General features: G+C 35.3%; 24 protein-coding genes. All 24 read right to left on the reverse strand.

Features of this window, described 5'->3' with window-relative positions:
• Positions 1–37: 37 nt before the first annotated feature.
• Complete coding sequence (gene secA, locus E0496_RS34680) at positions 38–2,545, reverse strand: preprotein translocase subunit SecA (RefSeq protein WP_141506452.1); 2,508 nt, start codon at positions 2,543–2,545, stop codon at positions 38–40.
• A gap of 139 nt (positions 2,546–2,684) precedes the next feature.
• Positions 2,685–3,230, reverse strand: coding sequence for a ribosome hibernation-promoting factor, HPF/YfiA family (gene hpf / locus E0496_RS34685; protein ID WP_141506453.1), 546 nt, complete (start codon positions 3,228–3,230; stop codon positions 2,685–2,687).
• 252 nt (positions 3,231–3,482) lie between these two features.
• On the reverse strand, positions 3,483–3,680 hold the full coding sequence (locus E0496_RS34690; RefSeq protein ID WP_028608231.1) for a cold-shock protein: 198 nt from the start codon (positions 3,678–3,680) through the stop codon (positions 3,483–3,485).
• A gap of 340 nt (positions 3,681–4,020) precedes the next feature.
• Positions 4,021–4,359 (reverse strand): hypothetical protein, encoded by a 339-nt coding sequence (locus E0496_RS34695; RefSeq protein WP_141506454.1) that lies wholly within the window; start codon positions 4,357–4,359, stop codon positions 4,021–4,023.
• A complete protein-coding gene (fliS, locus tag E0496_RS34700; RefSeq protein WP_141506455.1) occupies positions 4,319–4,744 on the reverse strand; it encodes a flagellar export chaperone FliS in 426 nt (141 codons plus the stop codon). Before fliS ends, E0496_RS34695 begins: the two co-directional genes overlap by 41 nt.
• Positions 4,745–4,754: 10 nt before the next feature.
• Positions 4,755–6,290 (reverse strand): flagellar filament capping protein FliD, encoded by a 1,536-nt coding sequence (gene fliD, locus E0496_RS34705; protein WP_141506456.1) that lies wholly within the window; start codon positions 6,288–6,290, stop codon positions 4,755–4,757.
• Between the two features lie 39 nt (positions 6,291–6,329).
• Positions 6,330–6,743: a flagellar protein FlaG gene (locus tag E0496_RS34710; protein WP_338325895.1), complete on the reverse strand. Its 414-nt coding sequence runs from the start codon at positions 6,741–6,743 to the stop codon at positions 6,330–6,332.
• A gap of 287 nt (positions 6,744–7,030) precedes the next feature.
• On the reverse strand, positions 7,031–8,164 hold the full coding sequence (locus E0496_RS34715; RefSeq protein WP_141506457.1) for an IS4 family transposase: 1,134 nt from the start codon (positions 8,162–8,164) through the stop codon (positions 7,031–7,033).
• A 212-nt stretch (positions 8,165–8,376) separates the two neighbouring features.
• The gene (locus tag E0496_RS37045) at positions 8,377–9,342 is read right to left on the reverse strand and encodes a CatB-related O-acetyltransferase (protein ID WP_277755906.1); all 966 of its coding nucleotides are present in this window, start codon (positions 9,340–9,342) and stop codon (positions 8,377–8,379) included.
• 126 nt (positions 9,343–9,468) lie between these two features.
• Positions 9,469–10,194 carry an SDR family NAD(P)-dependent oxidoreductase gene (locus E0496_RS34725; protein WP_141506458.1) on the reverse strand — a complete coding sequence of 242 codons (726 nt, stop codon included), beginning with the start codon at positions 10,192–10,194 and terminating at the stop codon, positions 9,469–9,471.
• A complete protein-coding gene (locus tag E0496_RS34730) occupies positions 10,155–11,435 on the reverse strand; it encodes an ANL family adenylate-forming protein (RefSeq protein ID WP_141506459.1) in 1,281 nt (426 codons plus the stop codon). Before E0496_RS34730 ends, E0496_RS34725 begins: the two co-directional genes overlap by 40 nt.
• 3 nt (positions 11,436–11,438) lie before the next feature.
• Positions 11,439–11,666: an acyl carrier protein gene (locus tag E0496_RS34735; RefSeq protein ID WP_141506460.1), complete on the reverse strand. Its 228-nt coding sequence runs from the start codon at positions 11,664–11,666 to the stop codon at positions 11,439–11,441.
• 42 nt (positions 11,667–11,708) lie between these two features.
• On the reverse strand, positions 11,709–12,596 hold the full coding sequence (locus E0496_RS34740; protein ID WP_141506461.1) for a polysaccharide deacetylase family protein: 888 nt from the start codon (positions 12,594–12,596) through the stop codon (positions 11,709–11,711).
• 15 nt (positions 12,597–12,611) lie between these two features.
• Positions 12,612–13,700, reverse strand: coding sequence for a GNAT family N-acetyltransferase (locus E0496_RS34745; protein ID WP_141506462.1), 1,089 nt, complete (start codon positions 13,698–13,700; stop codon positions 12,612–12,614).
• A gap of 34 nt (positions 13,701–13,734) precedes the next feature.
• Positions 13,735–14,697 (reverse strand): Gfo/Idh/MocA family protein, encoded by a 963-nt coding sequence (locus tag E0496_RS34750; protein ID WP_141506463.1) that lies wholly within the window; start codon positions 14,695–14,697, stop codon positions 13,735–13,737.
• Positions 14,682–15,656, reverse strand: coding sequence for a hypothetical protein (locus E0496_RS34755; RefSeq protein WP_141506464.1), 975 nt, complete (start codon positions 15,654–15,656; stop codon positions 14,682–14,684). The genes E0496_RS34750 and E0496_RS34755 overlap by 16 nt, the downstream gene beginning before the upstream one ends.
• 48 nt (positions 15,657–15,704) lie before the next feature.
• Positions 15,705–16,337, reverse strand: a complete 633-nt coding sequence (locus E0496_RS34760; RefSeq protein ID WP_141506465.1) for an SGNH/GDSL hydrolase family protein — start codon at positions 16,335–16,337, stop codon at positions 15,705–15,707.
• Positions 16,338–16,384: 47 nt separating this feature from the next.
• Positions 16,385–17,080 (reverse strand): acylneuraminate cytidylyltransferase family protein, encoded by a 696-nt coding sequence (locus E0496_RS34765; protein ID WP_141506466.1) that lies wholly within the window; start codon positions 17,078–17,080, stop codon positions 16,385–16,387.
• 18 nt (positions 17,081–17,098) lie between these two features.
• Positions 17,099–18,220, reverse strand: coding sequence for a UDP-N-acetylglucosamine 2-epimerase (gene neuC, locus E0496_RS34770; RefSeq protein WP_141506467.1), 1,122 nt, complete (start codon positions 18,218–18,220; stop codon positions 17,099–17,101).
• Positions 18,220–19,242, reverse strand: a complete 1,023-nt coding sequence (locus E0496_RS34775) for an N-acetylneuraminate synthase family protein (RefSeq protein ID WP_141506468.1) — start codon at positions 19,240–19,242, stop codon at positions 18,220–18,222. Before E0496_RS34775 ends, neuC begins: the two co-directional genes overlap by 1 nt.
• Before the next feature lie 24 nt (positions 19,243–19,266).
• The gene (locus E0496_RS34780) at positions 19,267–19,929 is read right to left on the reverse strand and encodes a TylF/MycF/NovP-related O-methyltransferase (protein WP_141506469.1); all 663 of its coding nucleotides are present in this window, start codon (positions 19,927–19,929) and stop codon (positions 19,267–19,269) included.
• Positions 19,930–19,946: 17 nt separating this feature from the next.
• Positions 19,947–21,659: a hypothetical protein gene (locus E0496_RS34785; RefSeq protein ID WP_141506470.1), complete on the reverse strand. Its 1,713-nt coding sequence runs from the start codon at positions 21,657–21,659 to the stop codon at positions 19,947–19,949.
• Between the two features lie 2 nt (positions 21,660–21,661).
• The gene (locus E0496_RS34790; RefSeq protein WP_141506471.1) at positions 21,662–22,330 is read right to left on the reverse strand and encodes a hypothetical protein; all 669 of its coding nucleotides are present in this window, start codon (positions 22,328–22,330) and stop codon (positions 21,662–21,664) included.
• Positions 22,331–22,359: 29 nt separating this feature from the next.
• On the reverse strand, positions 22,360–24,585 hold the full coding sequence (locus E0496_RS34795; RefSeq protein ID WP_141506472.1) for a motility associated factor glycosyltransferase family protein: 2,226 nt from the start codon (positions 24,583–24,585) through the stop codon (positions 22,360–22,362).
• Between the last annotated feature and the right edge of the window lie 8 nt (positions 24,586–24,593).

Below are 24,593 nucleotides of genomic sequence, written 5' to 3' on the forward strand. Positions count from 1 at the left end.
ATTCCATATCGTATGCCGTGCTGCCCAGCATCGCAACTTACTTGCCGTGGCACTGCTTGTATTTCTTGCCGCTGCCGCATGGACAAGCATCGTTGCGTCCTACGCGCTCTTCACGCTTAGCCGGACGCTTCTCGATCGCTTCCCCGCCGCCGCTCGTCGTCGTCGTTTGCCCTTGAGCCACTTCCTGACGCTCCAGGTTGCTCTCTACGCGCGCCTTCATAATATATCTGGCAACTTCCTCTTGAATGCTCTCGATCATTTCCTTGAACATCTCAAAGCCTTCAAACTGGTACTCACGAAGAGGATCGGTACCGCCATAGGCACGCAAGTGGATACCTTGACGAAGTTGATCCATCGCATCGATGTGATCCATCCATTTGCTGTCTACGGCGCGAAGCACAACAACCTTCTCGAACTCGCGCATCGTCTCCGCTCCAAGCTCTTCCTCGCGCTCATCATAAGTAGCAACAACTTCTGCCAGGATATACTCAACGATCTCGTCCTTCTCTTTGCCCCAAATCTCATCCTTGGACAAAGCTCCTTCCGGCAGGAAGGTTGCAAGTGCGTAATCCACGATCGCTTGAAGATCCCACTCCTCCGGAATATCCTCCGAGGTATGTGCTTCGACAATACGCTCAATGACAGGCTTCAGCATGTCCATAACTTCCTGGCGGATGTCTTCCGAGCCAAGAATATCACGGCGCTGCTTATAAATAACCTCACGCTGTTGGTTCATGACATCATCATATTGCAAAACGACTTTCCGAATGTCGAAGTTGTTGCCCTCAACACGCTTCTGTGCCGATTCTATCGCTCTGGAGATCATCCGGCTCTCGATGGGTTGATCTTCATCTAGCCCTAGTTTGTCCATCATGCCCATAATATTTTCAGAACCGAAGCGGCGCATCAATTCATCTTCAAGCGATAAATAGAACTGGGAAGAACCAGGATCGCCTTGACGTCCAGCACGTCCACGCAACTGATTATCAATCCGTCTGCTTTCATGGCGCTCTGTACCGATAATGTGCAAGCCGCCAAGATCTGCAACCTGGTCGCCAAGCAAAATATCCGTACCACGGCCTGCCATGTTTGTAGCGATCGTTACCGATCCCGCCTGGCCAGCACGAGAGATGATCTCTGCTTCCTCCGCATGGAATTTCGCATTAAGCACCTTATGCGTTACGCCTCTGCGTTTCAGCATCTCGGATAGCTTCTCTGAATTTTCGATAGAAATCGTACCGACAAGGATCGGCTGGTTTTTGCTATGACGCTCAACGATTTCTTCCACAACCGCTTTAAACTTGCCCATCTCGGACTTGTAGACCACATCCGCAATATCCTTACGGATCATGGAACGGTTGGTTGGCACTTGAATAACATCAAGACCGTAAATCCGTTTGAACTCTTCTTCCTCTGTTTTGGCAGTACCGGTCATCCCGGCAAGCTTGCGATACATCCGGAAGTAGTTCTGGAATGTAATTGTTGCAAGAGTCATGCTCTCGTTCTGAACCTTCAGTTCTTCCTTCGCTTCAATCGCTTGGTGCAAGCCATCACTGTAACGGCGACCCGACATGAGCCGGCCCGTAAACTCATCGACAATGACGACCTCTTCGTCTTCAACAACATAGTCCACGTCGCGTTTCATAATGAAATTTGCTTTCAACGCTTGCTGAACATGGTGGTTAAGCGTGACGTTCGCATGATCAAAAAGATTTTCAATATGGAAAGCTTTCTCCGTCTTCTCTACGCCTGATTCAGTCAGCATGACGCTGCGAAGCTTGATATCAATCGTAAAGTCCTCTTCCGGCTTCAAACGGCTAATAAAGCGGTCAGCGGCAAAATAAAGCTCCGTCGATTTCGCAGCTTGTCCTGAAATAATAAGCGGCGTCCGCGCTTCATCGACCAGAATGGAATCCACTTCATCGATGATGGCAAAATAAAGGGGACGCTGTACCATTTGTTCCTTGTAAAGCACCATATTGTCACGTAAATAATCGAACCCGAATTCATTGTTCGTTCCGTACGTAATATCACAAGCATAAGCTTCTTGCTTCTCATCATGCGACAAGCCGTGCAAGTTACAGCCAACGGTCATGCCAAGGAAACCATACAACTCTCCCATCAGCTCACTATCACGTTGTGCCAGATAGTTATTGACTGTGATAACGTGTACGCCTTTGCCTAGCAGTGCATTCAAATAAACCGGAAGCGTCGCAACGAGCGTCTTACCTTCACCCGTTCTCATCTCCGCGATCTTGCCTTCATGCAGCACCATACCACCCATCAATTGTACATCAAAGTGACGCATGCCGAGCGTACGCTTGGATGCTTCCCTTACTGTTGCAAAAGCTTCGGGCAAAATTTTATCCAAGGTTTCGCCTTTTTCAATCCTTGCTCTGAATTCCTCTGTTTTAGCACGAAGCGCTTCATCGGATAATCCTGTAAATTTCGATTCGATTGCGTTGATTTCATCTACCGTCCGTTGGAGCCGTTTTACCTCGCGCTCGTTATGGTCACCAAATATCTTTTTCACTAGTCCGAGCATGGAATTCCCCTTTCGTAATGACGCCTCTTTGCATTAAATTGTATCAGTTTGTCGACACCGCCGCAACGAGGATGGTTGGAAAAGAAAAAGCCTCTCTCCAAAAAGGAGAAAAGGCTCTTCGATTTAAGTATAATTGCTGCTAGCCCTGCTCGATTAGCCCATATTTTCCATCGCTTCGTTTGTATACAACACTCACTTCTTTGTTGTCTACATTCGAGAAAACGAAGAAACTATGTCCAACCATATTCATTTGCAAAATCGCCTCTTCCACGTCCATTGGCTTCATTGCGAAGCGCTTGGTACGTACAAGCTCCAGATCGTCTTCTTCCTCCAGAACGCCCACTGCGGAGCCCTCTTCCTTAAATAAGGCACGAACGCCGCTGCCTTGGCGGAACTTGCGATTCACTTTTGTTTTATGTTTGCGTATTTGTCGTTCGAGTTTGTCCGCAACCACATCGATCGATGCGTACATGTCCTCGCTTTTCTCCTCGGCTCTTAGCATAACGCCGGTGAGTGGAATGGTCACCTCTACTGCATGTTTTCCTTTGGTGACGGATAGTGTTACGTTGATATCGGAGGTGATTGGTGCTTCGAAATATTTATCCAATCGGCTGAGTTTCTTTTCGACGTAGTCTCTCAATGCGTCTGTCACTTGAAAGTGTTGACCTCGAATGTTGTAGTTCATGGGGAACTCCTCCTTTACATGTGCTTATTATATCATATGTAAGCGCTCGAATCAAAATAGTTTTTAATTAATTTAGAATTTTCAGATAAATTAATTCATAGATGTAATAGAATGTTCACAACTGGCGGGGCATCTGGCCTTACAAATGTATGTGCAATAAAACTTACAAAAAAAAGCCCCGGTTTCCCGGAGCTTTGTGTAAGTGACATGAGTAGTGATCCAAAATATAGGTTGGCTGGATCAGCCGAATGATTACAATTTAACTACGTTAGCAGCTTGTGGTCCGCGAGCGCCTTCTACAATATCGAATTCCACGGATTGGCCTTCTTCAAGTGTTTTGAAACCTTCAGTTTGGATTGCGGAGAAATGAACAAATACGTCGCCGCCTTGCTCAGTCTCGATAAATCCATAACCCTTCTCTGCGTTAAACCATTTAACTTTACCTTGCATGTGCAAACATTCCCTTCATCTTCAAATACTGTGAGGCATCTCATCGTATAACCCACAATTTGACTATAACACCCACTTAACGGAATTGTCAAACAATTTGTTGTAAGCGGATTCAATTCTATTTTGAGCCAATATATTGCACACAGATGCTCTCGCTTGCTTAAGATTAAAAACATTCAACAACTACGAAAATCCAATTCAGCTGTTCCATCCTCTTTTCTCCGATTTTCATCTTTATGCTGTGGTAGTCAATATATACAATTGGTTTTTCTAGTTAATTTCTATTTAGTAAATAAAAATCCGCCCAGAGGGCGGATTAAGAAATTGATAATTAACATTCTCATCGTTTTGTATCGAAAAACATACTTTCATCCCCATAGGATCCGGTATCATACATGGATTTTGAACGTTTCCCTATATTAATCTTCTCAATCTCCTGATTGGCATTATTCCGAAGTTCCATCATTCTGCCCATGATGACGACGTCTTGCTTCAGAATAAGTTCAACAAGAGGGCGAAATGCAGATACTTGCGTTCGGTCTGGAGTAGTTTGTTGAAGCTTAGCAAACAACTCATCCCTCTCCTCCATATATAAAACAAGTTCCTCCATCTCGCAATTACCCAACCGCTCAATTAAATTATACGACAGTTGATTGAGTTTGTTTAAAAGTGTTTCCACTTGCTTGTCCTGCTAACTGGTTATATTGTTTGGCAGCTTGAATCCAAGTTTCCTTAAGCTCCTGCAAATGACCGAGTACCTCTTCAGCCGGTTCACTGCTCTTCTTCATATTTGCCTCAACTATTCGCATATTGAAATATTCATAGAGCTTCAATAAGTTATCCGAAATCTCAGATGTACGATCTATTGTAATAATAAACTCATTAATAATGTCCTGTGCTCTCAAAAAACTTGTATTAGCAACAGCAAAATCTTGGTTCTTTATAGCTTCTGTTCCTTGTCTCACAAACCTGATTGCACCATCATAAAGCATAATAAGAAGTTGCTGTGGGGTTGCGGTTTGTACCGTTGTCTGTAGATACTTATTGCGCTGTTGGGTTTGCATGTATTACCTCCTATGCGAATTGCTGGGAAAGCCATGCGCTTTGTGAATTCATTTTATTTAACACTGTTTCCATTGCTGTAAATTGTTTATAGTAACGAGCTTCCAAATCTTCGAGCCTTCTTGTCATACGAGTGATCTGTTCATTAATATCTTTGGTCGTTTTACCTATTTCGTAACGATCCTCTATAGCATTAGCAGTACCTGCTTTCTCCGTTACCTGTGCGAACAGAGCTGAAGCTTTATCATATAAACGTGTAGCAATTCCATCCTGTGAAGAAGTCTCGCCATCAGTCTTGAATAAATTCAATACTTCCTCGGGCTTCTCCGACAATGCCTTTTTGAGCTTCGTTTCATCAATATAAAGCATACCACCATCTGCAAAGCTTCCACTGATTGTTTTGCCATTAACGTTCGCATTTGAAATTCCTATATCTGATAAGTTTCTTAGTTGGCCTTCTGGAAGACCACTCACAGTACTTGACATGGCAAAACGAAGATCGCTTAAACCTTTTAACAACAGGTTTTCACCTCTAAGCGTACCACTTTTCGCTTTTTCCTCCCACTGCTTAATCTCATCTTCTTTCAAATCTTTCCTTTCATCTGCCGTAAGCGGTTGAAAATCACGATATTTCTTTTCATTGAGCTTTTTATTCACTTCACTTATCAATGAATTATATTTATCTACAAACTTAACGATTTTGTCAAATGCGGCATCCGTATCTTTCGTAACCGTAATATTAATTGGTGCTGTCGTTTCCTGTTTAATATTGTAGGAAATACCCGCTACCGTGAAGTTGTTTGATGAGAATTCATCGATAGATGCACTGCCATTTAGCCTAACCTGAGCATTTACACCGTTCGCTGATGCCACATTTCCACTACCAACCTTTAATAATGACTGTAGAGAGGGTGCAGTTCCGTTCTCATCTTTAAGCACTACATCTTTTAGCTCCAGCTTTATGCCATCATCAGCTAGTTTACCTGATTGAGTAGATGTAAAGTACATCTTTTTAGTACCAGGATCGTAAGATGCTTTCATACCAGTTGCGTTTGAAACAGTATTAATATCGGCCACCAAGGAAGCCAAAGTTGTAGTCTCACCAACCGTTATTTCTTTTTCGCCTTTCGCTCCTGTAATTACAATTTTACCTGATTTAAAATTATTATCTAATTCTTTGAGCGTTGTAATGTCTTGTCTCACTGCATTCAATGCTTCCGATGTCATTGATGCCGTTGATGCTAACTTAACAACTTCAATTGAGTATATCCCTTCATTAGCCGACGCACCTGCTGAAGCACTTACAGAAGCATCCTGGGATGATGATACTTTTTTGGATAAATAAGATGATTCCAATCTCATGTCTGTCGTCGAATTACGAAACTCGAGAATCTTATTGTTTAGAGCACGATAATCATCCCGCTTCCATTCCAGCAATTGCTTCTTTTGAGCTAGTTTATTCATCGGCGCACGCTGCGCAGACATCAACTGCTTTATTAGATCATCCGTTTCCATGCCTGAAGCTAAACCACTCACTCGCATAACCATCGAGATCACTCCTTTATTTCATTCTTAGTTGTTTAAACACTAACCTTTTTCATCAATTAATATGCCGGCCATTTCCCATAGTTTTGCTACAAAATCCAACGTTTTCTCAGGCGGAATTTCCCTAATAACCTCACCTGATTCACTATCTAAAACCTTTACTGCAATCATTTTTGTTTTTTCATGGACTGAAAATTCGAGGTTTGTCGCCTTCCCCTGCATTCCTTTTATCGCTCGTTCAATAGCCTTAACAATTTGTTCATCACTTACCGTATAGTTTTCTCCACGCATCTCCGCTTTTTTAAGCTCACCAACATTCGTAAAACTCGCCGTTGTTCTAGTTGTATGTGGTGTTGTGACCTGTAATGCTTCCATTACAACCTCACTAGATTTGCTGCTTGAGACTACTCGATCAGAACCTGTTCCTGCGCCTGTTATCGATGTATTCACATTCATTACAAATCATTCCTCCAACGTTGATATTATAATATAGTTATCGGCATGGAACGGATTTAATATTAGGTGAAATTGACTGCATTATATAAACATACTTTTAAAATTATATATAGTTTTCATAATTAAAAGTAAAATCATTGCACTATGAAAAAATTGATCTAAAAAACAAACACCTTTGTTTCTTTTTTGGTAGGTTCTCAAAAAAACAAAGATGTTTATATTATGTAAACTCTTAAACGTACCAATTATTTTCATTTAATACTTAGATATCATTTCACGCCTGTTGATTAACCAGAATATGTAACTGGAAGATGCCCGTACTTATAATTAATCATGCGATATATGCGCAACATCCATTCGACAGGTAAGCCATCCAGAAGCAGCAACCGAGTAAATCGAACAAAAGAAAGCTCCGCATGTCGGGGCAACGTGTGCTTCGCGCCATCAAACAGCCATTTGAGCAACACAAAGACGAGCAATGCGGAGAAAAGTTGACCATAGACGGCATTCTCTGTCGTACCAAATAATGTCGGGATATTTAAATGTTGCTTGATCCAACGAAAGAAAACCTCTATTTGCCAACGGGCTTTGTAAATCAGGGCGACTTGCTCCGCCGTTATTCCTATTAAATCTGTAACGACACGAATTTCTCTACCTTCAAAATCACGAAAGATGACCACACGGTGACGCATCTCAGAACGACACTGAGATGTACCGAGTTGACAGGTGATATCCCGAATTACAGAAGAATCGTTGAAAACTTGACGTCGTAAGGCTCGTGGTTTTTCAAGATGTACATTGTCACGAAGTCGAATGACGAAGGATTGTCCATCTTTTTTATAGCGATCCAAACGCTCCAATTTACCGTAAGCGCGATCCATAACCATAATAAAATCGATGCTTTCTAACGATTCACTTATCGGTCCATCATGCTTGGAGCCAACCGTTTCCGTAACTTTAAGTGGCTGCATGTTTCGGTCCTGTAAGGCTACATGTAACTTCACAGCAGAACATTCTCCGTGGTATGGAGCCCAAGGCAACCGTGTTTTCCCCACAGTCATAGTAGTGGAGTCAATGAGTAATAATTCTTTAGGAAAAGCTAACTTCCGCCTCGTTTCCCGATTGCATTTGCGGATAAGCAGATGAAAAAGTGCCTTAAATACCGTAAACGGTACATCAGCTGCTTTGCCTGAAAAGGAGGAATAGTGAACTTCGGGCAAGCCGATACGGGAGGCACGATCCGCACCGAAACGATAACCGGGCCATTCTTCACTTGCTGCAGCACACCAATATTGTAACAAATGATACACTGTGAACTTTCGAGCTGTATCCACGTAACCGACGGCTTGAACGACGAGTGCGACTTCTTCAGGTGTTAGTATGGATTGAAGGATGGATGGAATCGTGATAGACTTTCTCATGGAGTCGTCACCTTTCGGTTGGTTTGTAGGGGTACAAACATTTTACCGAGTTGACGACTCTTTTTCTACCATTTAGTGGTAAATCAACAGACCTGATATCATTTAAACAATAAAGTTGAGTTGTCACAATTTTCAGGTATTTCAGAACGGATTGAAAACTATATTTTTGCTAACAATTATCCAAACAATCATAAAATTTAGTTTTTATATTTCTATAAGTTGCTTTCATCAGAAAAATATTCAAAAAATAAGCTCACATCTTTTAAATATCTAGCCATCTCAACAATTTTATCGTCCTCCCAGTCCCACCATTTCACTTTGTTTAGTATTTGGATCTCTTTTTCGTTAAAACGGAATTTTATAATTTTAGCCGGTACTCCTGCCACAACAGCATAATCTGGTACATCCTTAGTAACAACAGCTCCCGCCGCTATTATTGCTCCATTCCCAATTTTTATTCCTGGCAAAATAATAGTTCCTGCTGCTATCCATACATCATTTCCCAAAACAACTTTATCATTTTTAGTGACTTCGTCTTGTCGGAGAAGTTCTATATCCTTGTTAGTGAATAAATCATTTGGAATAAGTTCATTCCCCCCTAAATGACTATATGGATAATAAATAAAAGGATGTGTTGTAATTTGTTCAGTTGGATGATTATGCAAGCCTATCATCGCAGTATAATTAACGGAACAAAACGCTCCTACACTTTCGATATGTGGTACAGGATAGCAGTATTTCTCCACCCCGTAACTATATTTCCCGACAAATACTCCGTTTATATCTCTGTTATGTCTAGCTTTAATATTAATTGTGGGCTCTTCTTTTACATTTATAATAGGCGTTTTAAATAAAGAAATATAATTTAGGTCTTCTTCGAATCCCATTTCGTTTAATTGAGATGCAATTTCATTATAAAATGCACTTGATATAATAATTACTACATCCTTTTTATTCTCCATGGATAATACACTTGGTTGTCTTATATTAATACCAAACAATGTTGCATCTATATTCTCAGAATTATTATCCGTAAAATAGTTTACCTCTAACGATAGAATCCTTAGACCAGCTAAAACTAGTCTCCCTCCTTTACCACTACCAAAGAGAACGATTTTTTTATTTTTAGTTAATGGTTCTATGTCAATTAGTTTTTCTATTACGGTTGTTAAATGCATAGTATCCGCCTCCCTAACACTTACAAATGCCGATAATATTTACTAACAAAAATCCGATAAAAGTTTAAGATATTCAATTTAGAATATAACTGTGCCTAAGAGACGCAGCTTAACACAGTAAATAAATCAGAGTGTTCCATTATCTACATGTATGACCGTACCTGTAATGGAAACAGATTGTTCTAATAATAAAAATAATGCAGTACTTGCTACACTATTTACACTTGTTTCTTTTTTCATGGAAGTTCTTCTATAGATACGCTGTTTTTGTTCCAAGTTCAAAGATGCATTCATAGTTGTTTCCATAAACCCAGGAACGATACAATTAGATCGAATCCCCTTCTCTCCCCATTCTCTTGCGACATTTATCGAGAAAGCCTCTAAAGCTCCTTTTGTTGCTGCATACATGCTGAGCCCTTTATAGCCAGTATGTGCACTAACTGACGAAATGTGAACAATTGATCCTTGCACCTTATTCAGTAACATATCTCGTATAACATATTTAGTTAAGTTCATAGGTGAATACACATTTACCTGAAACATTTGATCTAAGAGTTTATTATTTAAATTTGATACAATATCATCATATGCAAACGCCGAATTATTCACTAAACCGTATATGGGTCCAATTTTTTTTATTTGATTTATATATAGATTTTTAATTTCTTTTGAATTTGCTAAATCATAAACTAAATGAATATACCTACCTGGGTAATTTGAGATTATATCACTTGTTTCGTTCACATCTGAACGGCTTATTCCGATTACACCGTATTGTGTTTCCGACAAAATCTGAAGTGTAATCTCTTTGCCTAATCCTCTGGAGTCCCCTGTGACAATAATCCACTGCATATTCTTGCCTTCTTCCCTGTGCGAGTCGTCTTAATTTCTTCCACAAAATTAATTAATCTTGGTACTTTCCATTCCTGTAGATGCTCTGATGCATGTGCTTTTATTAACTGTTTTAAAATTTTATCGTCCACTAACTTCTCCTTGACAACATTAACAACAATCAATTGACCTGTAATCTTATTCTCTCTTCCCATAACTAAACAATCAAGCACACCAGGCACTTGCATTATAACAGCCTCAACATCAATTGGATTAACTTTGTATCCACCTACATTTATCATTTCATTACCACGCGAAACAAACCTAAATAATTCTTCCGTCACTCGTTCAACAAGGTCTCCAGTATTATACCAATCTCCGTCTAGATGAATATGATCTGATTGACCAAGCAACGATTTATGAAGCCAAAGTTCATTTAATTCATTTATTCGAATAAGTTGAGAAATATTTGAATTAACAATAAAATCTTCTCCTCGGGAAGAGAATAGGCTGCCACCTTCTGTTGTAGCATACACATTTGTTACTTTAGCGTTAGGAAATAATTGATCAATAGAAATCTTTAGACTTTGATCGAACTTTTCACCGCCAAAAGTTATATTTTTCACATTTTCATGAATCTCTTTGAAATTCGATAACACCATTCGATAATATGTAGGGGTTGCAGAAATACTAGTAATTCCATATTTCACAATTAACTTTTCCAAATCAATTTGGCCTAAGTTAAACGCATATATTAAGCTATTTTTATTAAATAGGCTTTGAAAAAACACTTGAATACCTGCTATGTGCGTCGTATTATAACACATAGCCCATACGTCTTTTTCGTACTTTTCACCTTGTTTAACAAATCTTGTGATTGTATCGAATTTGTGAGTTATTTTTTTAGGTTTACCCGTCGTACCCGATGTATATAGAGCAACATTCCAATCAACTTTGTTTTTTATTTCTTCATTTACTTCATGCATACTTCTATATACTTTAACATTATCAATAGTATATGTTTTAGTCACTTCAATTAGATTTAAGCCTAATCGTTCTAACTCGTATTTAGAAAAGTCTCCATCTAATATCACAGTTGACTGTTGGTATAGAATACTATGAATAATTCTAAGAAATATTTCATAAGGATCGTTTTCTTGAACATAAATATACGGTGAATAGCTAATCATATTATTCAAATCATTAATTAAATCAGAATAAGAATACTCTTTTAGACCGCACGCTAAGAATAATTTTTCCATAATTTAACTTCTTTCTATCTTTGCTAATACTTCAGCAACTGTACGAACAATACCGTCCTCAAATAAATCCACTTCAAATTCATCTTCAATGCGCACTGTTAATTCTGCAAGCATTAATGAATCCATTTTTAAATCGTCGCGAAGACTCATTTCTTCTTTTAACTCTTCAATTGTAGAAGTACCTGCTTCCTCCATCATTTCATTAATTATATCCAATAACTTATTCTTCATATTATTATCTCCTCTCATGAGCTATAAAACTGTCTATTTCGCCTATTTTTTCAACGGGAATATATCCATACAATCATAGCGGTTAAGCCAAAAGTTATTTAAGCCTTGATTCAGACCAATTGATGTGGTGAATCCTCCTTTAAACCCATTTTCTTTCAGTATTGGTTCTAACTCATTAATCATTTGTTTAGATTTCTCTCCTCCGCCAAATGCTGGAGTATACCATTCTGTTTTAATGTTTATGCTTTTTTCAATAAATGAAACGCACGGAGCAATCTCGTTACTATAAAACGCCTCAGGATCTTCATTATATGGTAAATGGTCTACGCAATGAACACCTAAGGTCATACCAGCTTTACTCATTTCTACCCACTCGTTTATACTTATATAGTATTCTTGAATAAATTTTTGTTCACTCTCATAGTTCTCAAGCAGTTTCTGTAATAAATAATTTCTACTATCCTGTTCCCCGAGAAAGAAATTGAATATATATTTATTGTATCTACGAAATTCATTTTTTTCATAAGAATAATACTGGTTACTTCTCTCTTTTATATCTGGTAAAACAAACTCTGTATTAATATCTTCCCATATCTCCTTATCAGAATAAAAGGATAGGATAGCATGAACTAGATGGAATGTGGGGATTCTCATTTTCTGCAATGGACCTGACATAACTGTGAAATAGCCTGGAAGTCCCTTTTGCTTTAGAAATGCAAAAGCATTTTCATATTGATCTTTTGTCCCATCATCGAATGTCAATACACATCGGGGTTTTAGTTTCTTTGGTTTATGCAGGTCGTCTAAACTAACAATATCGTATTTTGTTGCAATAAATTCAATTTGTTCTTTAAATTCATTTGGAGTTAATGGTACTATTCCATTCCATTTACGATCACAAATGTAATGATACATAATTGCGATATCCAATTCATTCACCTCCCCCTAGTTCGGCCTGTCTTGATCAGAATCACCCTTTGTTACATACCATGCTTGATCGCACAGTATATCTACATTATTTAATAATGATGGTTTTAAATACACTGATGCCATCATATTATTGACCTTGTAATCAACAGGTTGAAAGTTCGTTGGTAGAACAGGCTGCTTCATTTCTTTTTTAAAACCTATCGATTCCAAACCTTTTGCAGTTTCAGCAGAAAAACAATAAAAGTCGATAAATAATACATCCGAACAAAACTCAGCGATTTTATTAGCTAGAAGGATAGAAGCTACTTGATCTTCAGCAATAAACTCAACAATCCTGCCAACTGTCAAATTTGAGCTCTCTATTTTTTCCTTTCTTACTACAGCCAAACCTAGATATTGTCCAATGATGCTTTCACAGATGATGATTTCATAATTGAAATATGGATGATCTAGATATCTCCAGTTCAAAAAATCAAAATCTCGTGCAAATCCTAGTGTTTTTTTTGCAATTCCATTCCAGTAAAAGTCGTTCCATTTGTCTTTATCTAATTTATTACTTATTCGAATGTTTCCTTCTTTATTATTAGACGTTATCTCATTGAATAATTTTAATGCTTCCGCGTTTACGTTAAACATCTCCAAAGTTTTGTTTCTATCAACCAGCCCAATCCAACGAGGTACATTTTGGAAAACTTTCCATTTCATAAGTTGATATAGTTTTGCTACCGAACGATTGATTCCTAAGGATAATATCATGCTTGGATTTGATTCTATAACTTTATCTAATAAAGCCATTCCCGCACCAGTATTACGGTATTCAGGAATAACGATCCAATTTGTTAAACAAGCACCGAGTTCCTTTTCACCTCGCACATTTACTTCAAGAAATAATACACCTAAAAGCCCTATTATTTTCCCATTATCCCATGCTCCTAAAAAACTAACTTCATTTTTTCCACAAATTTTATTATGGGCAGGTGATTTTTTAAACATATGTTCTATTAATCTATCTTCTTTACTTAATATATGGTTCTTTGCCCAAATATCATTAATTGCTAGTTTCAATTCATCTATATTACTTTCTTTAAAGAAACTAATTTGCATGCGCAGCTGTTCCCACACTTTCCGTAACAGAGAATTATATTTCTACTTGTAGTATTTTTGAATACCATTTCTTAGTCATTTGAATATGATTTTCAATTCCTAACAGATGCTCTGTACAATTATTCAGAAACGCGTTCGTCTGAAACCAAAGACCTGGCTTGAATTTCTTATCAATTCCATTATTGATACTTAAAGGATTAATTTGAGTTGATCCAATTTCTTGATACCAAACTTCTTCTAACGGCCTTAATATATAACGAGTTTTATTGGTACATAGTTCTATTCCCCATCTTCCTGGTGCATTCCAATCTGCGAAATATGAAAAAACAATTCCTTCATTAGTTATTCCCGCACCAGTAAATCTAGCAGCACTTGAATGCCAGTCTAATGCTCCTGAAACGAAACTTGCTAGTTCCTTTGGAGTACCACCTAAAAAAAAGGCCAAATCTATTACATGAGTTGAGTTTCCAAAAAACCAGTTTTGCAAAACAGAAGCTGGTTTTTTCAAATGCTTAATTTGGTGACTCCACTCAGTGAACTCAAAATGAAAAGATAATAGCCCTTCATCTTCTATTAAAGTTTTCAATTGTTGCACTGATTGGTAGAAACGACGATTATAAGCTACGAAAATACTTGCATTTCTTTTGAGAGCTAATTGTGTCAAAGTTTCTAATTCCTCACTGGTCATAGCAGCAGGCTTTTCAACTAGAATTCTTTTAAAATCGTTTTCCAATAATATACATGTCACACTATATAGCTCTTCCATACTAACTGCTACAATAGCTATTTCTAATTTACTGATTTTTGCAATGCTACTTGCAATTCCACCACTGTAGGGCTTTATCCCAACATTTTCAAAGAAAACGTTACAAGATTTTTCACTTCTACCAACTACCTGGAATTGAGCTTGTTGATTGATTAGTACTTTTGCATATTCTTCGGCCATTTTCCCTGTACCTACAATAAGGACTGAAGATGAAGTTAAGTAATCATACATTGGCTCAACTCTTTTCCAGTAATAGTTACCAAATGGTCCAAAAATTCTTTCAAAAGCTGTTTATGCAATATCATTGATTTATCATAATCCGGTAACCCAATGCTCTTATTTTCTAATGTGCTTTCTATTAGCTCATTAGTCATTTCACTTTGAAAGGGAATTCTATATGAGTATTTCTCAACATTCCAGTTATCGGAAGACTTCATAACCGATGCTTCAAATTCACTTTCATTTATCACACATTTCACTTGACTACTGCTAATTTCAATAAGAGTTGGACTTCTTAACTCATTTTCTGAATAAGATATGAGTGAAAATTGATCCCCAGTTTCAGTGAAACCAAATAATTCTCCAGTGAACTCAATAAAGCCGCTACGTTTACTTTGTAAAATTTCATTATCTAAGCTGCTTGAAATTGATATGGCTTTATCATTGACCATATAAGAAAACCAATCTAAAAAATGAATTCCATTACATCCAATCCCTAGATTCCATCCTTCAACTTTAAAATGAATTGATTCTGCATTTTGAAAAAGAGACTTTATCTCCTGATAGAAGTCTATGATTCTTCTTCCACAGTTTACAAATACCTTTGTTTCTTGATTTTCAAATAAAACAGCCGCGTTATCAAATTCCAATAATGATGGAAAAAGAAATTTTTCCATCATTAAATACTCAATTTGAAAATCATTTTCAAATAAGTAGTTTATAATTTCATATCGCACCAATGAATTTGTTGAAACCACTAAAAAATAAATGCTTTTTGGTAATTGATCGAGCGTTTGTAGTAAATATAGTTGATGAATACCATTTGTAGATTCCTCAAACCGTGTTTTTGCCATATTTAAAGATCTACTATTAGGATCAACAATAAATATATTTAATGGTTGCTTGACCTTTCCAATGGCTTGAACATGCCTACTTCCTAATTCACCCGCACCAATTACACATACATTCATAAAATACCTTCCTTATAAACTAACCTATTGCTATATGAGAGCAACTGTTTATTTATTTTCAATAAATTTAACTATTTCATTATATACAAGCATATTACCTGATTTATTCAAGTGATGGTCATCTGATAATATATATTCGTATAAATTATCTTGATTGATAAACTTTGTCATATCTAGATAGTCATGTCCTTTTTTTAAACACATGCTTTTTATAACTTCGTTATAGTCATTAATTTTACTCAACAAATCTATGAATTTCTCATCCATCTTTGTTGATGTTGGACTTATCCCAATACATATAACCTTTACATCGGTCAATTTTTCAATTGATTCGAATACCATTCTATAATAGTATGCAAATTCTTCAATATTTAAATAACTTCTAAATTCCAGTGTCTCTCTTGGCCAAAGATCAACGATTCCGATGTGAAGAATAATAACATTCGGTTTAAGAAGAAAAATATGATCCAACTTATCTCTTTCATATATCAATTTAATAGTGGACGATCTCACTGCGCGATTAATGACGTAAGCACTCTCTTTATATCTCATTTGTAATAAATACCCGTATGTGTCTTCGAATTCAATTTCTAATTCCAAACTCTCATCAGGATTATAATCTCGAAAACGAATCGGTCTCGGTAACGCAAGGGAATCACCAAGAATAATAATTTTGTTCATGATATCCCTCACCTTTCAAATAAACTAATATTATTTTTCATATCTAGTTACTCACTACGTTCTCTGCTCTTCATAATTTTTTCACAGATATAAAAATCAATATTTGAATCTATGTCATGCGAGTCCTCTTGTGTCATTACATATCCTATCGTTTCTGGTCCTATAAAAGTTTTATTGTCATTTAACCATTCTATGCTTGATATATATATGGCGCCATTTGTTTCGTATGTCGGCGGGATATCCTGTCTTCTTAAATAATGTGTTTCTGAAAACAATGGCACTAGTTGCTTTTCTTCATTTATTTTATACATCCAATATGGACTTTTACTTGCTAGCGAAACTGAAACCATAATTTTATTTTTATTATCGATAGCTTGCTTTAATGCCTGATCAATATCTTGTACCCTTCTAAGTGGAGAAGTAGGTTGCAATAGGATAACATAATCATAACCAGGTATCTCTTTTATAGCATGCAATACAGGAAGGACTCCAGGAGTATCATCAGCAGCCAATGCCATAGGTCTAATAAATGGTATTTTTGCACCATATTTTTCAGCTACCTCAGCAATTTCATAGTCATCAGTAGAAACAATTAGATGGTCAATATAATTTGATTTCTGCGCTTCCTCTATTGTCCATGCTATTAAAGGCTTATCATATAATAACTTTATATTTTTCTTCTTTATTCCTTTAGAACCACCACGAGCAGGTATTATAGCCAATATTTTAGTATTGTTATACATTATTTCACCTATTCACACTTAAGAGTCAATAAATTGCTTTTGATATGGTATTTTCCAAATCTCTGCAGATTGGATTGTTTTTAAAAACACTTCTGAGCTCTTTTCTTCTATATCAAAAAAACTTTTTGGTTCAAAAATCAGGTTTTCAACTTGTTCAAATGCACTCAAAATTAAATCTTTTTGTTCAGAAACATGTATAATATCTTGATTAAGTGAACGATTTTTCTGTCTATTACCCAAATTGATAGTTGGGGTCCCGTACACTTCCGCTTCTCGTATACCAGCGCTGGAATTTCCTAAAATAAAATTCGCATTTTTTAATAACGATAAAAAAAACTCAAATCTCATTGAAGGTAAAATCTTGAACCGCTTATTTTTACGTAAGCGCGAGTACTCATTTAGAATGATATCTGAGCCTTTATCATTATTCGGATAAATTACAACAAAATTATATTCTGAAGCTATCATTGCATCAACAGTTTCTTTTATGCAACGACGCAATTGTGATAATTCAGTAGTTACAGGATGATATAATAAGATTCCATAGCGATCAAACTCAATATTATATCTTTCCTTCACGTCAACTATTTTGGGTAGATTTTGAGATCTCATAATTTCAATATCTGGTGACCCAATAACAAATATTGAAGTTAACTCTTCTCCCATAGATAATAGTCGTTTTTTTGCTTCATCATTTGAAACAAAGTGTACATGTGATAATTTAGAAATGGCATGTCTAATCAGTTCATCAATAGTTCCAGATATCTCTCCACCTTCAACATGAGCAACAAGGATATTATTTAATGACCCTACGATAGCGGCAGCAAATGGCTCAATTCTATCTCCATGGACAACAATTAAATCAGGCCGAAGCTCATGTACATAGTTACTAAATCCAACGATAGTATTGGATAGTGCAATATCCATCGATGTATTGCTTGTTTGATTGATGTATTTGTAGATTGTTGCACTTACTGTTCTCTCTACCTCCTTAACAGTAGAACCATATTTAGATAGTAAGTGCATACCTGTAACAAAAACATGGATTTGAAAATCTTCTTTCTCTTCAAGTATCGTAATCAATGGCTTTAATTTCCCGAAATCTGCACGAGTACCCGTAATAAACACAATTTTTCTCATTACTTAATCATATCCCATTTGAGTTGAGTATTTATTTCAATGGACGTTTTTGCAGATTTATTTAGCAATTTATTATAATCTTTAGCTTTTATCTCACCAGTTCCTGGTCTTTTAACCCATATATTATCACTTGTAAGCATCTCACCAACTTGAATATTCTTAGTAGCAACGACACAAGCATAAGCAAAATCAATTGTTGGCTTTTCTTCAGGAAGAATACTTTTAGTTCCTCCAAGTGCAGCGTGTATTGCATTTGTACCATTGATTAATTCTTTTAGTTCCTTTGGATCAATTGATATAGATACATCAGGTCCTGGCCAGGATTTATCTGACGTAAAATGTTTCTCTAAAATACTAGCACCTAATGCTGAAGCCGCATAACATGTATAATTACCATAAGAATGATCACTTAAGCCCACAATTGAATTTGGAAAAGAGTTTTTCAGGTCATTTATTGCCCCTAGGCTTACAAATTCATATGGGGTCGGATAAATTGAAACACAATGCAATAAAGCATAAGAAACGTTATACCTCTCTAGAATCTCAACCGCCGGTTTTATACTCGCTATGTCATTCATTCCTGTACTTAAAATTATAGGCTTGCCGAATGATGCAATGACTTCTATTAAAGGATAATTATTACATTCGCCCGATCCTATTTTATATGCTTTAACATCCATTTTTTCAAGGTGATACGCAGCTGCGCGAGAAAAAGGAGTGCTTAAATATATCATTCCTAAATCATCGACCATTTTTTTTATTTCATAATCTTCTTCTATAGTCAAAGCACATCGTTTCATGATGTCCCAGATTGACTCATCTGCGTTTCCTGGTATAACGTTGTTAGGTATCATTTCGTCTTCAATAATGTGTGATTGAAATTTAACACACTCTGCACCTGCATGGTATGCATCTAAAACCATTCTCTTAGCTTTCTCAATACTACCTTCATGATTAATTCCAATTTCCGCTATAACCAATGGGGGATAATTTACTCCTATATCTCTATTACTAATTCTCATTTTCCGTCTCCTCTATATCTAGAATTATTGCTTTATAATAAAAGATGGACTCATTGCATATGGAAATTTTTTAATTATCACATCTTTATTTTCAAAATAGTCATCTACTGCTTTTGTTTCTCCAGGAAAAGTTCCATAATCATCAAGTATCAAAACTCCACCTTTTACTAACCTTGGATAAAAGTTTTCTAATATGGTTACTGCTGGCTCATATATATCAGTATCTAGGTTTAACAGAGAAATCTTCAATTCCGGGTGTTTTTCTAAGTATTCTGGGACTGTCAATGTTATATCTCCTTTAACAAGATCAACATTGCGTTCTACCCTCTTATTTTTCAACACTTCAAATAATTGATCATCAGAAATACTTATCGCTCCAGCTTCATTGATAAATTTTTGCCTCATAACTATATCATCATCGTATTTTGTCTCAGGAAACTCCCCAAAAATATCGAAAGCAATCATTTTCTTTGCAAATGGGCTGTTAAGTAACTCTCTAAACATCGCAAATCTTGAAAACGATGCACCTTTAAATACACCACACTCAACTAATGCACCAGGAAGATCTACAACCATTTTATACAACTCATAGTGTGCCATCATCTTGCTCATTCTTGTAATATCGCATGATAAATAGAAATTGTTCTCATATTCAAATGATTTTGAGAAATCCGGCATAGAAATCATTATTACTCTCCTCACACTTAATTATTTTGTATTATATTTTTGTATTTTTCAGTAGGTCTTTTATAATCTGTTTGAAATATTTTATTACCAAAATGTTTATACTCAACTTTTAATTTTTCATATTCCTCTTGTAATAGCAGTCTAGTACAGATATGATTTAATTCATTATAATCATTAAAAATTGTTGATAATCCTCCGCAAATTGAATTTACAGCTGGATGGTAATCATACACGAGTGCAGGGATATATTCATAAATAGCTTCGTAAATTATTACACTACTTGAAGTTATAATAAAATCAATGTTTTTAAGTAATCCTCTAATATTAGTATGAGTTGTAATTATCTCTTCACAATTATTATGATTGTATTGTAGTTCTGACAAGCTAATATTATTTCCAGGGTGCACCTTTAGTAAATATTTCCAACCAAATTCCTCACATAATCGATCACTGAATGTTAATATATCTTGATTTATTTCTTTCTCCCTATTACCTGGACCCATAAAAGCTATCAAAAAGGTCTTATTTTTAACAAACTTTTTTCTATGAGTCAACAACCCCTCCCTTTCAACATCAGTTAAGTTATATTTAGCTTGACCTATCACTAATATTTCACTATTATCTAATTTAATTTCATTTAAAATTTCGGCTTGATGTACTCCCCATACAAGCATTTTATCTACAGTTGGATATTTGTATACATGGCTGAACGGAACGCTATTATACTCATGTTTTCTTCCAAAAGTACCGTGTTGTAATCCTAATGTTTTCACACCTTTCCCTTTTGCTACTTGAACAATAATATTCTCCTCAGAATTATTTGAAAACGCAGTAACATATTTTTTTATTGGATATTTACTCAATAGTACGTGTGAAAAATCAATAAAATGTAAGAAATACACCGTGAAATGAATTAACCATTCGATTTCAATACTTGACAAACAAAATTTTTTTTCATTTAATACGAGACTAAGCTTTTTAACCAAAGCTTTGAATTCTAGTTTACTTGCAGTATACTCAAATGTTTCTTGACTAGTATATTTTCTATCATCATAGTACGATTTAAGTTCCATTTCCATATATGAACTAGCAGGAAGTTCTTTCAGAGTTTCTTTCATTAGTTCATAATGATCTGGCCTATGATCTTTATGCCAAACATAGCTAATTAAAATTGATGCTGCACCTTTCATATGATATTCTCGTTTTAAAGGAATTGGAAATAAATTTTTATATACATCTTCTTCGTACAAGTAACTTGTCAATAATGCTATATATGGCAATAGCACCGGGACCAGTTCGACCTCTCTATACTTAATTCCACTTATTCCCTCGATAATACCCTCAATAAACTCTTGCATAGAAAGTGAAGTTTCTGATAAAAACTCTACTCTTCTTAAAAGCCTAGTTTCATGGTTTATTTTCCTTTCAAGCATCTTCAAAGAAACTATATTCTTATCTTTAAAACCTAACTTCAATAATTGTTTACTTATTTCTTCAAAGAAGTAAGACAACACAAATATAACTGTTTTTTCTTTCTCTTCATAGTTCAGTACATCTGGTGACTTAATTTTCACTCCATTTACTTCTTCGTTCCATCTCTCTTTATTATTATCTATAATGTAACTTGCATGAAAATCAATTTGTTGGCTCCATTTTAAATAACCAGAGCCACTACCCCATACAATTATTTTTTTATCATTTTTATAGTATTCTCTTATTGAGGCTTTCACTACTATTTCACCTCTTGATTGATATACACTTTTATAACTGGGCGAAAACCTGTTGCTTCATTTTCATTTGTATAAGTACCATATGTATATTGGTTATCATTCTCCCCTGAAACTTTTTTCCTATATACGCCTATACCTCGAACAACCTGAAGATTTTCAAAATTCGCAACCTTTTCCGGCTTATCTTTAGTCCAAGTTGCAGCAGGACCTTCTAAGAACCAGTCTTTTTTAGAAAATAAATGCGATTTATTTCTAATTCCATCCATGATGTAGGCATCCCAATCATTAGCTTTGTCATTACTTGTAATTCCACCTGTTGGTATGCTGAGATAAAATTCGTTATCATAGTTTTCAAAAGATATTTTTTTCTCTTTCTGATTTTGATGTAGAAAATTCATAATTGTTTTAGCAGAGATGTAAGTTTGAATCACCCGGTCTGCAATTAAAAATATTTCTTTATCATCTCTCTTAACACAAATGAAATAAAAGTCTCCTTCAGGCATAACTGTTTGTGCTTCGTTTATAAATGTAGAAGTTTGCAACCCTAATCGGGAAAACAAACCCACTTTTTTACTACCAGAAGCGTAATGACATCTTATTTTTTTTCCAATATCAAGATCTTTAATGTGAGAAACTTCTTTCACATGATAAGCCCTAACAATATTCTTCACTAATACCACTGCCTTATTATTATAATATATTATTCAATCTGGATTCCTTCGAAGAAAAAAACATCATTATCGATTGTTTCTATTAATATAGTATGGAGTTCTTCACTTAGCTCCGCCTCAAAGATAATCTCTCCATTTAACAAAGTCTTAAAATCAGGAATATTAATTATGTTTTCATTTGAATCAATATTTATTTTAATTCTTTTAGTTGTATGTTGACTAATACCACCTACAATTCTTATCTTCTTCCCAAAAAAGCTAAACTCTATTCTGTTACAACTATTGGTTGATACACATACTCGAAGTTCTCGATGAATAGTTCCCCATATGTTAGATAAATAGCTGTTTACATTCCAATCTCCTACATAATTGAAAACCCCATCATTTGCTTTATATTCAATAAAATTCTCATTCTCTTCCTCTATTTGTTTTTTAATCTCTCTTAGGTACGAATGTACACTAGATGACAGCTCTGTGCCATCCTTTATAAATTCCCTCATTTTATAAATTAGATTTTCAATCTCCATTTGTGTTATACTTTTATTGTTTATTCTGTTTTCATACTTGTTCAAATAATAAACCTGTGTTCTCAACATTGGTGAAATAAAGTCAATATAGAATGATTGATTTATTAACTCGTTATAAATTATTATCATTTTTTTTATTTGATCTAGCTCTATAGAGTCTCGCTGAGACAATTGCTTGTACAATTTATCTAAAACATAATTCAAATTTTGAATAATAGCAATTGAATAATAATGGGATTCTGAAACATTTTTCAAACTTTTATTGTAAATGCTCTTTGAGTACTTATTTTTTGTTCCTTTATACCAGTTTTCCTGAACAATTTTAGATTTAAGATATTTATTAATAACTTCGTTTAAACTCTCTTCTACCGTTCCTTCAATTTTTGCCCCTTGTTTAGTTGTATTAATTGTATTTATATTAGGATAGGCCTTAATCATGTATTCAAGCTGTATTCTCATTTGGTTTAGCATTAAATTTGTATATACAGTACTACCTTCAGTACTCTTTATTTCAATTAATGTTTGCTCAGAATCTATAGTTTTTCTAACATCCCCATAGATAATATCTTGCGCATGAAACTCTTTATTCCTATAGGCTAAATTTTGTCCTACCAGTATAATTAATGAGCAGTCTAATTCAGCCAATAAATTATATGCCACTATTGCAATCGATAAATTATCGCGAACATACTCAAATGTTTCGTTTCTTTGTCTTTCCATGAAATAAGTTGAGAATTTATCGTGTTCAGTAAAAAAGTGAACCTTAGGCCCTCTATATTTTTTTATAGTTTCATATCCTACATTAGTTCCATAAATCATTGGTATAGAATCAATATCTGACAAATGTAACTCTTGAAAGACCAATTCATTAGTCCCCTTGGGATCGTACGTAAAAACTCCATTCGGAATAATTTTATTCTTAATTAACGTTTTAATAGCTGATCCCACCGCAAATATATACGCTAAATTATTCTTTTTAATATAATGAAGATTAATAAGTTCTTCATCTAATGAGGGACCTGCAGACACAATTATTACTGGTTTTTTTAGAAATATTTCTTTATAATCCTGCAAAAAATTAGAGGTCTGAAGCGTAGTCTTCAGATTCACCAAATTATTGATTGTCCACCGTTTCTCATATGCCATATATGCTGCAGTATTTACCACTTTTAATTGGTAAAAATCTCTAACTTTCATTTGAAAATCAGTTAATTCTTTCTCAAATATCCTTTCGTAACTTGGTAGTACAAAATAATGTATCTTGTCATGATTTTCAATAATATCATTTATAAATGGATCTAGAAGCAAGTCATTATTACCCACATTTATAGTTTTACTAGAATCTCTTATAATATCTTTTAGACTTCTCTGTTCTAAAAATCGATAAAAAATTTCGGCGCTAGGCTCATATATACTAAATGTAATATTAGGATAATTACAAACCAAGTAATCAATGTGATATCCAAGTCCTATCCCAAAAAATACAATATGTTCATAAGAATATATTTCTTCTCGAATATCTTCATACAGTTTTTCTACTTCAAGCATGGGGTTATATTTACTATGAAGTAAAATAGTATTATTTTTTTTCACTTCCATTGTTTTCAACCCGTTTTTTGTATCTACAAGACTCACAAGACTTAGCTCTTGAGCTCCAATATTATTTAAATCATTTAAAATCGTTGGGTATTCTTTTTTTAATAGAGTTTGGTTTTCGATTCCAATCATTGATTACC

The sequence above is a fragment of the Paenibacillus luteus genome, from assembly GCF_006542765.1.
Lineage (GTDB): Bacteria > Bacillota > Bacilli > Paenibacillales > Paenibacillaceae > Pristimantibacillus > Pristimantibacillus luteus.